We start from the raw sequence: 13319 nt of genomic DNA on the forward strand, positions 1-13319 counted from the left end.
CTTCCTTTCTTATCCTTACTCAAACAGTGGCCATCCATTCTTTCAGAACAAAATAATTTATAAATTAAGCTATATAACCACCCAAAAATATCTACCACCCCTATATATAGTCTATTTTAATAAAATTTAATTATTAGTTTCATAATTATTATTTATATTTATTTTTATCGTTATTTTCTTCTTGTTTTTGTTTTTTAATATTTTCATCTTGTATATTTTTAAATATTTCTTCTGTTATACCATCTAAATTATTTCATTGTTTTGCTATTCTTGGTTGAATAACGCGCGGATTAATCCGACAATCTAAGCAATATCTTAAATGGTCTTTTTTTCATTTTGATTTATCAATTAAAATAATAATTAAAGAAATTATTAAAGTAATTAAAGGTAAAATTGTAAATAATAATCCCATTTTAGATAATTTTAATCGTGGAATATCAATTTTCATATCTACTTTCGGTTTACTACTAGCAACAAATATACCCTGAATTCCATGGATAAATAAAGGTGTTAATAAAATAGCGATGCCATTACCTCAATATTGACCATAATTGTATCAATCAATTTTTCCTTTAATTGCATCAATCATTCCATATTCTAACCAACAATTTAATGCTAAAAATATTAATGTATAAAAACTAACTACTCAACTACGAATTTTATATTTTCTTTCTCATTCTCTAATATCTTTATGAGTTCAATTATAAGTTGGAATAGGATCTTTTTTAAATCAATTTCAAGGTAATACACCCTTTAATCAAGTTTTTTTATCTTGTTTCACTAATTAAATTCCTTTCTAACTTACTTTTTTTCTTTGAATATATAATGCTTGCATTTTTGCAGGTGTTCCGTATTGATTTTTATATGATATAACTCTTCCTTGCGAAAATGATACATAAAAATATAATCCATCATTTGTTTCAATTGGAGCTTTAACCGAAAATGGAAATTTAGGATGTGTTGTAACCATACCACCATATCCACCAGTTGGATTATTTTCATTATTTTGAACAAAAACTTGATAACTATAATTATCTTTATCATAGTTTTTAATGTCATAATAATGACTACTATCTGATATAAAATCACTAGTATTCACAACTTCTCAATCATTATCAGTATTAATAGATATATCACCATTATCTAATAATGAATTCCCATTAATAGTTTTAATATTTGTTCCACTTATTAATTTATCTTATTTAACATCTGATACCATTAATTGTTGTTGGTCATTTTTAATAATAGTTTTATTATCAATTGATGTTTCTACACTTGAACATTGTTTTGCTTTTCATACATTATTTTCATAATAAATCGTATCATTATCAAACGGAACAACAAGTTTAATATATTCATTATAATCAATTTTACTATAATCAATAATTGTTGGATGAGTAATATTAATAGTGTTATCAGTTTGCACTCTTTCTTTTAAATAAAATAATAAACTGTCATAAAATGTTTTTTTAGTAATATATTTATATTCTTCTTCTCAAGAATGAGCATAATTCCCTAAATGATAATTATATGGTCTATCAACCGTTTTACTAGATATAATATCAATTATTTCACCAGCTAATTTTAAAGCATTTTTAACATCTCTAGTAATATTTTCATTTGCTTCGGGGTCATTAGTTTGTGAATAAGCAACTCCACCTTGTGAAAAAGATGCACTACCAGTTAAATCATTAACACCTTTTGGTAAATATCAATTCATAACTGCTAATAAACAAGCAGATTGAATATAACTTAATCATTTATCATATTCAATTAAACCAGTATTATCTTTTTTCACTCAGGGAAATAAATCTTTTTTATTAATCTTATCTGAAATTGTGCCACCTGATAATCTATCCATTCATAAACTAGTTTTTAAAATAGCATTATAAATTAAATTATCATTATAAGCAGATTGCTTACGGTCATTAATAGGTTGTCAAAGGTTACTTTCTTTAACATCTTCAACTGTTATAAATAACAAATTACTTAAATTATTTTCCATATAAAACACCCCTTAATTGATTTCGATATTTATTTCTTAAATTAGATAGTTTATAACTATTAACTTTTCTTTGTACTTTTTTAATTTTTTTAATAGTTTGATTAGTTTTATAAAACATACTTGACCGCATAAAGAAATCGTTTGGTGAGAATTTTAAAAAAACTACTAAGAAAAAGACTGAGATAAAATAAGTCTTTTTTAATTAGGTTAAAATTGTCGTTAACCTTGCTTAGTTTAAAAAAATAATAGCAAAACCAACCGAATAAAACTCTCCTACTTGGAATGTCGTTAAACCAAGCAAGCGAGGATAAACAATATAGGGGTGGCCGTACCGCTACGACATAATGGAGGCAATTCTTTTAGGCAATATAAAAGAGTTATCGTGGTTTGGGGATAAATCTTTAACCTGCAATGGTCAAATGGTAAGTGTTCCACAATAAAAAAATTTAGAAATCTTACTATTTATAAGGAGGTTTTGAAAGTGTCTTTAAAAGAACTCTGTTGAAAAGAGTTAAAAATTAAATTAGCAAATAAGACAATATCAATTAATAAATGTCAGTGTTATATCAATGAGTACTTTACAAAATTAACCAAAAATAGAAAAGGTGGTTGATATTGTAAAAAATATGCTCGGCATTGTTTAGCAAGGTTAGAATTTATTAATAAACAAAAAATAAATGCTAAACTTTGATTTTTAACTTTGCAATGCCAAAATAATCATCAAATTATTAAAAAATTAATTTTTGAACAAAATAAATGGAAAATTATTAATATCAAAAATTAGGAAATATATATAGATGTAAGAAATTTCACAAAGTGGTCAAGCTGGAACACTAAAAAATAAACGAAGTGGGAGGATATCTGATAAGGTTAATCAACTAATTAAATTATTACTACACGGGGCAGAAGAGTAGTCGCAAGTGATTAACCAAACCAATGCCTAAGGGAAACTCTACCTAAATGAGAAAAAGCAATAAAGTTATTTAACAAATAACTAATGATAAACAAAAAGAAAAGAGAGAGAGTAAGACAATTGTTTACTCTCTATTTTTATATAACAAAAAAATAAATGAGGAAAGGAAAATATATATGCTCGAAAATAATATCAAAAATACAATTAGTGATTTAATTAACGAAATTAAAACAACAACAGAAAACAATTTAAGCAATTTAGAACAAATTATGGAAGCTTTAATTGACAAAGTTAACAATATTGAAAATATCTTAAATCAAATAAGATAAAAAAATTAAACCAACTATTTATTAAAATTAGTTGGTTTTTTATTTTTGATAAATAAAAAATAAAGGAGATGAAAAAGTATGTCTGAAAATACTTTTATTAAATGCAAAAAATGTGGAACACCAAATCAGTTTCACAAAGTTAACCATCGTGAAAAAACAGAATGATTTGAAGATGTTTATTATACTGAATATTAAAATTTTATTTTTTTAAACTTAATATTTTATAAAATAGACGACGATTGTAAAGATTTATGATACAGTAATAATTATTTTTTTTCAAAAAATAATTATATTGGAAATGAGGGTTTCAAATAATGAATATAACAGAATCAATTAAATTTGATAAAATTAAAGAAGAAAATGAAAAACTTAAAAAAGAACTTGTTGAAAAAGATAAACAAATTAAAAATTTAGAAAAAGAATGAGAAATTCTTGTATGTGATAAATATGAATTACAACAAACACAATTATATAAAGAAAATTTTACAGTATATAAATATTGTATTAATTGTAGAGGTGAAGAATTTCCTTTTGACAATAAGTGTCGAACTTGTGGATGAGAAAGAATAATTAATTTAAAAGATAATTCATTATATGACAGATTACCTAGTAAGAAGGATAAAACATGTATTTAGTTATAAAAGATTCAGATAATATAAAAGATCATTATAAAATAACGGATTTAATTTCAAAAAATACCGATCATTAAGAAAAAGAAAACTTTTGATATAAATTTAGTTTAGAACAATATTGAACGGAATATTGTTGATCAAGCGGAATGATAGATAATATAAAAGATATTGATGAATATTTAATAAAAAAGTTTAAAGAATTACAAGAAAAATCGTGAAATGAAATTATAGAAAATTATGTTGAAGATAAATTTGGTTATATAGTGGTAAATCATTTATCTGATATTAATTGAAAAAAGATCCAGACAAAAATATAGAACCAGTTCGTTATGAAGCGGTTCTATGGTTTAATTAATTATTTATTTTTAAACTACTATTGGATATTAATTTTAGGAAAAATAAAATTAAAAGCAAAAAAGCGAGGTGATTATCATAAAAAAGATTATTCAAAACCAAAAGCAAAATTAAATGGAAATATAATTATTGACTGTATTAGATGTGAACAAGAGTTCGCTATTTTAAATTCAGAATGATTAACGCTTAATAAATTCTATAAATGCCAAAAATGTAAAAAATAAAGTGAGGTATTAAATATGATAAAAAAAATTTATTTAAACCAAAATATAATTTCACAAGAAATAAATAATAAAACACACATTTTAATAAACAAACAAAAAGATTGCGTTGTTTTAGATAAAAATTGTTTAGGTTTATCAAGTTATCAAAATTATTTTAGTTTAGAAATTGATGAAAATAAAAATTATATGGTTCATAGTAGGGTTAATAATAAAAATGGTAATATTGTGGGAAAAAATTTAATTTTATATTTTGAAAAATTAAAACAAGAAAATGAAAAACAGTTTAATTTACAAAGCAAAAATTATGCTAATAATGATTTACTAAATGAATATAACAATCATTATGATAACAAAACAACACAACAAAAATTAACATCAGAACAATTAAAACAATTACTAGAAGATTTAGAAAATATTGATAACCCCAATTATTGAGATAATGGTTTTTATTTAGGATACAACAAATATGAAAAAAATAATTAGTTTGTTATCAATATTTTTGTTATCGTGTACAAACACGGTGAATTTGATTAGTTGTGGTAATATTGCAAATAACAACAAACCATACTTACCACCAACAAAACCGAATAAACCAATAATAAAAGATGTTTTTTACTATGAAAAATTAAAACAAGAAATTACAGCAGAAACCAAAGAATATGATGAAATAATTAAAGAATTTGAAAATAGTAAAAATGATTATGAAAACGAAACAGATTATCAAACAGAACTAAAACAAACACAAGCATAAAAATTTATTAAAATGTCTGAACTAAATAATTGTGAATATCAAATTTTACTATGTCAAAAAGAAAACAAATTTACTGAGGAACAAAAACAACAAGCAATTAAGTTGTTAGAAAACCAAATTAACAACTTAAATAGTGCTTTAAATTTACTAAACGAAATTAAAAATAGTGATTTTGATCAGAAAGATTTAGAAAAAATTCAAACAAAGTTTAAAAATACAAAAATTATTTTAGATGAAATTAAAAACAATTAAGAAAGGAATGATTTAATGTGAAAAAATATAAAATTAATAAATTAAGATTATTTTTTAGTTGCATATCAATTATAATGTGTGTTTTAATGACCACAGTTTTAATTTTATGTAGAGAATGATATTCAAGTGAAAACTTATTAATTTTTTCAATATATATTTGTTTCTGTTGTTATAATTCTGCTTTTGTTGGTTTGTTTATAGTATTTACTTTGAGTGAAATTTCAGAATTTATAGACAACAAAAAAATAAAACAAGATAAGTAATTACTTTATTTCAAAAAATTTAAATAGTTAGTTATAATTTTATCTATTTTATTTAAAAAATAATGATTTTCAATATTAATTTCATATTCTATACATTGATTTTTTATTTTATTTTTTAATTCTATATACATATCTAAATGTTTAATAGTTAATATTTTATGATTATTTAATATTCAAAATTTATTAGCAATTATTATTCCAAAATTACTCTTTACTATAAACCAACAATATATTGAAAAAAAATGGAATTCCTATTGAAATAGTATATAATAATCAATTTTGATTTTCTAATTTAATTAAAAAATTTGAAATTAATAATAATAAAGAAAATAAGATAGAAAACAAAGGCACAGCAATAATAATAAAACTCGAAAATATGAAAATACAATATAAAATTCAAACAAACAAATGCTTAGTACTTTTTTTCATTTTTACCCCATTAATTTGATTTTAATAAAATACTAAAATATAAATCTAAATAAATTATATATAAATTTTAAAAGAAAGGAATAAATTTAATGTGAAAAAATTTTTTAAAAAAGGAGGAAAAAATGATATTTTTAAAATTTGTTTAACGAGTTTATTGATAACAATAACAACAACATTTTTGTTTTTTATTTTAAAATATGGCCATCATCTAGTTTTAAGTATAACGAATGAGGAATACAGATTGCTTTTTTCCGTTTAATTATATACATTATCCTTGTTGTTGTGGATATTCTTTTTATTGGAAAAATAATATTTGATTTGTTATTTTGTATTTGAGAACTAATTGAAAATAAAAAACAAAACAAAAATAATAAAAATAACACAAAAACAAGATAACTAATATCTTGTTTTTTTAGAAAGAGGTGCAGAAATGATAAATTGTCCGTTGTGTAAATATGTCCATCATATTTATAATGAAAACAATACCCAAATATTATTTTTTTGTTCTTATAGGCATCCCAATCCATGAATCATTTTAGATAAAAGAAAAATTAGAAGAACGATGGTTTGTTATGCTTAAAATAATTGAATTATTTGCTGGGATTGGAAGTCAAAGAAAAGCTTTAGAAAAGATTGGAATTAACCACAAAGTAATTGCATTTTGTGATAACGATAAATACGCTGAAAAATCATATCGAGCAATATTTAATGATTATGACACACAAAATTTAGGAGATATTACTAAACTAGAAACTTTACCGTATGCTGATTTAATAACTTGATCATTTCCATGCCAAGACATATCAAATGCCAATAATAATGGGCGAGGATTAAATGGCAAGCGAAGTGGTTTAGCTTACAAGGTTGTTGATTTAATAAAAACAATGCCAACTAAACCAAAATATCTTTTAATGGAAAATGTACCAAATTTATTAAATAAAAAGTTTTTTGTCGGATTTCAAAATCTTCAAAATCAACTTGGTGAATTAGGATATTATAACCAATATTTTACAATGAATGCCAAAGATTATGGAGTTCCCCAAAATCGGAAAAGATTGTTTATGATTTCAACATTAAAGCAAGATTTTACATTTCAATATCCCCAACCTTGTAATTTAAAATTTTTGGTAAAAGATATTTTAGAAAATAATGTAAATGAAAAATATTTTATTAGACAAGAATCAATGAAAAAAGCAATTGAAAACAATAAACTTAAAATTATTGAACAATGTGCTTATACAATTACAACAAAACAAATGCGATGAGGAAACGCTGGAATTATTGCAATTCCCAATGATATAAAATTTAATGCTCGTGGCAAAATGGAAATAGACTTTAATTCTTATCAACAAGAAAGTAGAGTATATGATGCTAGTAATGAAAATACATATCTAGATACATTAACTACAAATTCAAAATCAGCAAAAATTGCAACTCCAATTAAAAATTATAGAAATTTTATTGTTTTACCACGAGCAAAAGATGGTTTACTAGTTAATGGTTCATATAATCGGTTTTGAAAAACAGAAAATAACTATATGGGAACAATCGCAGCAAGTAATATCAATAAAATCATCGTTGATAAACATAAATTACAACAACAAGATAGTAGTAAAATACTATCTTTTTTAATTAATGAAAAAGAATATTTTTTGCGAGTATTAACTCCAAAAGAATGTTGATTATTAATGGGATTTAGTAATAAAGACTTTGATAAAGCAAGCAAAGTTGTTTCAGAAACCCAACTTTATAAACAAGCTGGCAATAGTATTGTTGTGGATGTGCTAGAAAGAATTTTTACAGCAATGTTTCAAATAGAAAGGAAAAATTAAAGATGCAAAATAAGAGAAAAGTTTGATGAAAATGGATTTTATATCCTTTGACAATTATAATCGGAATTTTGTTGCTAGTAATTTCCCCTATTTTGTTTTTAATTTCCCTTGGAATTGATTGTGATCTGATATTAGGTGATTTATTATTGCGTTTATTTTTTCTACCTTTCGAAAGGAAAGACAAAAATGGCTAAGAAAAACAATATTAAAAATTACTTTAATAATCAACAACAATATTATCAAAAGAAGAAAAATAATTTTTATAAAAAAATTAATAAATTTAACAAAAGAAAATTTTTAAAATAACAAAGGAGGACGAAAATGTGAAAGCAAACAACACAGCAGATTTTAGCGGAATAATTGATGTTGCCATAATGTGAACTAATATTGTTTTGGGAGTTATTCTAACATTGCAAGTTATATTTGCAGGTTGAAAATTAATTATTATTTTAATTTCAATAATGCGAAATGCCGATAATCCAGAGGCGCGAGCAAATGATCTAGGTGCTTTAAAATGACCAATTGTCGGAATTATTGCTTCTTTGGTAGTAATTGCCATAATTAATGTTTTTCTGCAAGCTTATAAAGGATATAATCCCGCGATTGGCGGATAGTTTATATAAAAATGAAAGGAAGTGATAAAAAATGATAGTTAATGCACTGTATAAATTAATATGATCAATTTTTGTACAAGGGCCATTGCAATTAATCGCATCATTTAACACCGTCCTAAATTATTTAACGGGCGGTGTGGTTGGTGATTTAATGTTTGGATCAAAACAAGAATTTAGTTTTCAAAATATCCCAATGGCATTCTGATATTTTGTAATTAGTGCTGTTTGTTTATTTGCTTTAATTTTTACAATTACCATGATTAAAATTTTGTTTCAAGATGCTACCGAAACAAAAACAAAATTTATTGTTGCTTTACAAAATGGTAGTAAAGCGTTTGTTTTTATTTTTTTCATTCCAATATTTTTCTTTTTGGCAAATTTTGCAATGGCCAACATTGCCAAAATGATTACATCGGGGTTTGGGGGTGAAAACGGAAATATTGCCAATTACCTATACAATATTGGAAATTCCAATTGAGATGGTGGTGGCGATAATATACCAAGCAATTATTCCTATCCTGATAATATTGGTGATTTTAATATGATTGCCGAAGTTTTTGGAGTATGATTTATGTTATTTGCAATGTTTATGATTGGAATTGTTTTGGTACAAAAAATAATCGAATTTTTTTTCTTATTTATTATTTCACCATGAGTAATGGTTGCCATGACTATTGACAATGGTAAAGGAGCATTTATTTGAAAAGATATGGTAATTGCAAAATTTCTAGCATCAACTGCCACTTTAACAGGATATTTTATTTTTATGACAACAATTCAAACAATTTTAAGCACTAATTTAGCAGGATTAGGCATTGAGGGAATTGGAAAATCATTGTTTGTTATTCTGATGATGTGTGGTGGCGGATTGGCAGTAATGGCGTTTTCGGATGTTGTTGCCAACTTAATTGGTGAAGCAGCTGGTGTTCGGGAAGGTATGAGTTCAATGAAATCAACTGTTGCTGGTGGAATGATGGCAATGGGGGCTGCTAAAATGGCAGGAAAAGCATTCGGATTTGCCAAAAGTAAAAGAGCCAAACGAGCAATGGCAATGGGTGGTACTAGTATGGCAGATAAAACCATGAATGCGATGGGTTATGGCGATGGTGATTGAGGGGATAATGAAACATCAAACAGTCAATCTCGCCAAGAAAAACCACTTGACTTTCGCCATTTCTGACACGCTACCGAGGGAATGAGTTCGCGTGCTGGGATTGTCGGGTTAGCAGGCTTCGGACTTGGAGTCACAACACTTGCCACAAGTAAACTAGTGGGGGCTGCTCGCGGCGGTGGAACAAAAGGATTCTTCCGCCAAATTGGAATTGGAGTTGCAACACCATTCAAAGCAATTGGTAAAAGATTTAATCCACAATTGACTAGCAAAGGAAATCAAGAAAACAAAAGAAATACAAAAGATTTAAGTGATTGAAAAACTGAGTCTTTAAATAAAAAACTAGGTAAAGTAAGTAAAGTCAAAAATAAATTAAACATTCCAAATAATAGTTTTGTTTTTGTTAATCCACAAAATAAGCAACAAGCAAAACATAATAAACCAGTTAAAAAAGTTTATAAAAAAGAAGATAAATTTAATAAAAATATTGGTAGTCATATTACAAAACAAAATACTAGAAACAAAAAATGAACAGAACAAGCAACCAAAAAAGCAGAAAAGAAAAAGTCATAATTTAAAAAACACCTGACAAAAACAATAAATATGTGTATAATCTAATTAAAAGGATTGATAAATCATGGGATTATGACGATTATTAGGTGGCGAAGTCAACTGAGAATGCGTTGCCAGAATGCAAAATAAAGAACATTTGCGAGAAATTCATGCTGCAATTATTGATGCACTCGGGGGGGTTCATCCATCAATATTCCGCTAAGCATTGATAGATTAAATGATGATGACAAAAATAATGTCATGTGAGTGTTAGAAAAGTTTGGTCGTAGTGTCCCAACAACCGCTAAATATCGATGATTAAAACCAGTTGATGGTATTGGAAATTTACATTCCAGAAGATTTGAATATAATCAAATAAGATGAGATCAAGCGTGAGAATGATACGACGAATATAAAAGCGGAGCAATTCCATTTCTCAAATATCGCATTCAAATCCGCGAAAAAGAATTAGAAGAAGATGAAAGTAAATTTGTTCTTTATAAACAAGAAATAGAATATTATGAAATATGAAGAAAAAGTGAAAATAAAACAAAATGAAATAAAATAGATAAACCATCTAAAACAACACATAAATTAATAAAATACTACGAAGAAAATATTACTAAACAAAAATCAGAAATTGCAAAATTAAAAAGAGAATTAGAATCATTGAAAGCAAAAGAAATACAAACACAACAAGAAAAGAAACCTGACTTAACCCTTGAAAATGAAAATTTACGCTTAAAAAAAGAAATTTTAGAAATAGAACTAAAATTAAAAGAAGGAAACAAATAAAAATGAAAAAACTTTTAAGTATATTAAGTATATTAACAATTAGTGGAACTACTATACCAACAACAATTGCTGCCAGTCCTTATCAAAAAGAAACAAAATCAAAAATAAATAAAAGACAAAAAAGAAGCAATAATGAAAATATAATTAAAAAAAAAGTTGTAATTAAAGCAAATTGAATAATTAGATCTGCTGGAATAATATTAAATAATAAAGTTTATTTTGGTTCGAGTGATCATAATGTTTATGAGTATGATCCAGTAACGGTACAACAAAAAATCGTTATTAGAACAGAGGGGGAAATTTGATCTTCTGGTGTGGTTTTCAATAATAAGTTATATTTTGGTTCAGATGATCATAATGTTTATGAGTATGATCCAGTAACAGAACAACAAAAAATTGTCATGACAGCAAGTAATTGGATAAGATCTCTTGGCATTGGTGTAAGCTTAAACAATAAGTTATATTTTGGTTCAGGAGATAAAAATGTTTATGAGTATGATCCAGTAACGGGACAACAAAAAATCGTTATTAGAACAGAGGGGGAAATTTGATTTTCTGGTGTAGTTTTCAATAATAAGTTATATTTTGGTGCAACAGATAAAAATGTTTATGAATATGATCCAGTAACAAGAAAACAAAAAATCGTTATTATAGCAGAGGGGGCTGTCCAAACTTCTGGTGTAGTTTTCAATAATAAAGTTTATTTTGGTGCAACAGATAAAAATGTTTATGAATATGATCCAGTAACAGGACAACAAAAAGTTGTTATTAGAACAGACGGTGAAATTCATGGGGGCGGAATTGCTTTCAAAAATAAATTGTATTTTGGTTCAGATGATTATAATATTTATGAATATGATCCAGTAACAGGACAATAAAAAGTTGTCATGACAGCAAATGAAAAAATTCGAACTTTTGGGGTAATATTTAATAATAAATTATATTTTTGTTCAGGAGATAAAAATTTTTATGAGTATGATCCAGTAACAGGACAAAAAAGAATTATATTTACAACAGATTCATGAAATGAATCTTCTGGTGTAGTTTTCAATAATAAGTTATATTTTGGATCCGCAGATGGTAATGTTTATGAATATAGTGAGTACCGTTTAGATTCAAATTTAGGACAAATTAATGATAATTCTGATAATGCAATTTTAAATGAATTAAATTATTTAAACCCCGATATAGACATATCACAATTAGAAGTTATTAACAAAACAAACACATCAGTTACAATTAAATCAAAAAACAAGAAATATTTTGATGAATTTATTTTTAATTTTATAATTAAAAATAAAGATGAGGTTAATGTTATTAACTTAAATGAATTAATTAAAAAGGCAATATTTTTTAAATTTCGAGATGAAAATCCTAATTTAAAATTTAAAGAAATAAAAGATATTAATACTAATAATTTAATTTTTTCAAATGTTGAAGTAACAAAAAAAATAAATTCATTATCAAAATCTATTAATAAAAAAAGTATATGTTCTAATAAAGAATTTATTAATAAGACTACAAATGTAAGATCATTTAATATACCCGTTTGTGTATATAATTCAAAATATAAATTAACATTTCAAATTGTAATAGGACTAATTAACAAAAACAATGAAAACAAATTAAATGGTTGAAGTATAAATTATGATGATGAAATGAAGTTGGTGGAATTTGTAAATCCAAATGTTAGTGAAAATAATGAGATTATTAATGAATTATCAAATAATTTTGATTTATCAAATATAAATAAACAAGAACAAGAAACAGTTATACATTATTTAAATGAGTCTAGTGATAAATTTGAACTTAACTCAAATGAAAAATTACAAATTAATTATTCTCCATTAATAATTAATAAATATAAAAATATATTAAATTTAAAACAAAAAGTTATGGGGACAGTTACTGCTAAAATAGTTAGTTCTTCTAATGAAGAACAAATGGTTACATTTTCAATTAAAGAAGCAATACAAATATTGCAAAATTATAGTTTATTACCAGATGAAATTATTATTAATGAAGATAATAGTATAACTTTTAATGGAAAAGCACTTATTTCATCAGAAATAGAAAGCAAAATAAGAACAGATGTAACTATCTCTGTAGTATAAAATAAGAAAACTTATGAAAAAAATATTAAGTATTTTAGGTACAATTAGTTTATTTGGAACAAGTATAACCAGTTTGGCTGATTGTTGTGATATATTAGAAAAATATTTTTAATAAATAAATATTTAAAATGGCAATTTAATTAAATTGC

The 13319-nt window shown here is 24.8% G+C and carries 18 protein-coding genes; 15 read left to right on the forward strand and 3 right to left on the reverse strand.

Going from position 1 to position 13319, the window contains the following annotated elements; genetic code table 4:
• Positions 1–148: 148 nt before the first annotated feature.
• The 3 genes from AACK78_RS06110 to AACK78_RS06120 form a co-directional block, all read right to left on the reverse strand.
• Complete coding sequence (locus tag AACK78_RS06110) at positions 149–781, reverse strand: hypothetical protein (protein ID WP_338955104.1); 633 nt, start codon at positions 779–781, stop codon at positions 149–151.
• 15 nt (positions 782–796) lie between these two features.
• Positions 797–1099 carry a hypothetical protein gene (locus tag AACK78_RS06115; RefSeq protein WP_338955106.1) on the reverse strand — a complete coding sequence of 101 codons (303 nt, stop codon included), beginning with the start codon at positions 1097–1099 and terminating at the stop codon, positions 797–799.
• Between the two features lie 99 nt (positions 1100–1198).
• Positions 1199–2005, reverse strand: a complete 807-nt coding sequence (locus AACK78_RS06120; protein ID WP_338955108.1) for a hypothetical protein — start codon at positions 2003–2005, stop codon at positions 1199–1201.
• A gap of 481 nt (positions 2006–2486) precedes the next feature.
• Between AACK78_RS06120 and AACK78_RS06125 the strand changes: the two genes are divergently transcribed.
• The 15 genes from AACK78_RS06125 (at position 2487) to AACK78_RS06195 (ending at position 13170) form a co-directional block, all read left to right on the forward strand.
• Positions 2487–2789 (forward strand): hypothetical protein, encoded by a 303-nt coding sequence (locus AACK78_RS06125; RefSeq protein WP_338955110.1) that lies wholly within the window; start codon positions 2487–2489, stop codon positions 2787–2789.
• A 305-nt stretch (positions 2790–3094) separates the two neighbouring features.
• The gene (locus AACK78_RS06130; RefSeq protein ID WP_215825551.1) at positions 3095–3247 is read left to right on the forward strand and encodes a hypothetical protein; all 153 of its coding nucleotides are present in this window, start codon (positions 3095–3097) and stop codon (positions 3245–3247) included.
• Between the two features lie 314 nt (positions 3248–3561).
• On the forward strand, positions 3562–3882 hold the full coding sequence (locus AACK78_RS06135; protein ID WP_338955114.1) for a hypothetical protein: 321 nt from the start codon (positions 3562–3564) through the stop codon (positions 3880–3882).
• A 143-nt stretch (positions 3883–4025) separates the two neighbouring features.
• Complete coding sequence (locus AACK78_RS06140; RefSeq protein ID WP_338955115.1) at positions 4026–4196, forward strand: hypothetical protein; 171 nt, start codon at positions 4026–4028, stop codon at positions 4194–4196.
• A gap of 12 nt (positions 4197–4208) precedes the next feature.
• The gene (locus AACK78_RS06145; RefSeq protein ID WP_338955117.1) at positions 4209–4457 is read left to right on the forward strand and encodes a hypothetical protein; all 249 of its coding nucleotides are present in this window, start codon (positions 4209–4211) and stop codon (positions 4455–4457) included.
• A gap of 15 nt (positions 4458–4472) precedes the next feature.
• Positions 4473–4940 (forward strand): hypothetical protein, encoded by a 468-nt coding sequence (locus AACK78_RS06150; RefSeq protein WP_338955119.1) that lies wholly within the window; start codon positions 4473–4475, stop codon positions 4938–4940.
• 37 nt (positions 4941–4977) lie between these two features.
• The gene (locus AACK78_RS06155) at positions 4978–5208 is read left to right on the forward strand and encodes a hypothetical protein (RefSeq protein WP_338955121.1); all 231 of its coding nucleotides are present in this window, start codon (positions 4978–4980) and stop codon (positions 5206–5208) included.
• A 12-nt stretch (positions 5209–5220) separates the two neighbouring features.
• Positions 5221–5460, forward strand: coding sequence for a hypothetical protein (locus tag AACK78_RS06160; RefSeq protein WP_338955123.1), 240 nt, complete (start codon positions 5221–5223; stop codon positions 5458–5460).
• Positions 5461–6724: 1264 nt separating this feature from the next.
• Positions 6725–7984, forward strand: a complete 1260-nt coding sequence (gene dcm, locus AACK78_RS06165; RefSeq protein WP_338955125.1) for a DNA (cytosine-5-)-methyltransferase — start codon at positions 6725–6727, stop codon at positions 7982–7984.
• Between the two features lie 323 nt (positions 7985–8307).
• Positions 8308–8598, forward strand: coding sequence for an Mbov_0395 family pilin-like conjugal transfer protein (locus AACK78_RS06170; protein ID WP_338955126.1), 291 nt, complete (start codon positions 8308–8310; stop codon positions 8596–8598).
• 31 nt (positions 8599–8629) lie between these two features.
• The gene (locus AACK78_RS06175; RefSeq protein WP_338955127.1) at positions 8630–10282 is read left to right on the forward strand and encodes an Mbov_0396 family ICE element transmembrane protein; all 1653 of its coding nucleotides are present in this window, start codon (positions 8630–8632) and stop codon (positions 10280–10282) included.
• 64 nt (positions 10283–10346) lie between these two features.
• A complete protein-coding gene (locus AACK78_RS06180) occupies positions 10347–10484 on the forward strand; it encodes a hypothetical protein (protein WP_338955129.1) in 138 nt (45 codons plus the stop codon).
• A gap of 44 nt (positions 10485–10528) precedes the next feature.
• The gene (locus AACK78_RS06185) at positions 10529–11056 is read left to right on the forward strand and encodes a hypothetical protein (RefSeq protein WP_338955130.1); all 528 of its coding nucleotides are present in this window, start codon (positions 10529–10531) and stop codon (positions 11054–11056) included.
• A 2-nt stretch (positions 11057–11058) separates the two neighbouring features.
• Positions 11059–11934: a PQQ-binding-like beta-propeller repeat protein gene (locus tag AACK78_RS06190; protein ID WP_338955132.1), complete on the forward strand. Its 876-nt coding sequence runs from the start codon at positions 11059–11061 to the stop codon at positions 11932–11934.
• 9 nt (positions 11935–11943) lie between these two features.
• Positions 11944–13170, forward strand: a complete 1227-nt coding sequence (locus AACK78_RS06195; RefSeq protein ID WP_338955133.1) for a hypothetical protein — start codon at positions 11944–11946, stop codon at positions 13168–13170.
• Positions 13171–13319 lie beyond the last annotated feature (149 nt).

The organism is Spiroplasma endosymbiont of Polydrusus cervinus, from assembly GCF_964019755.1.
Taxonomy (GTDB): domain Bacteria; phylum Bacillota_I; class Bacilli_A; order Mycoplasmatales; family Mycoplasmataceae; genus Spiroplasma.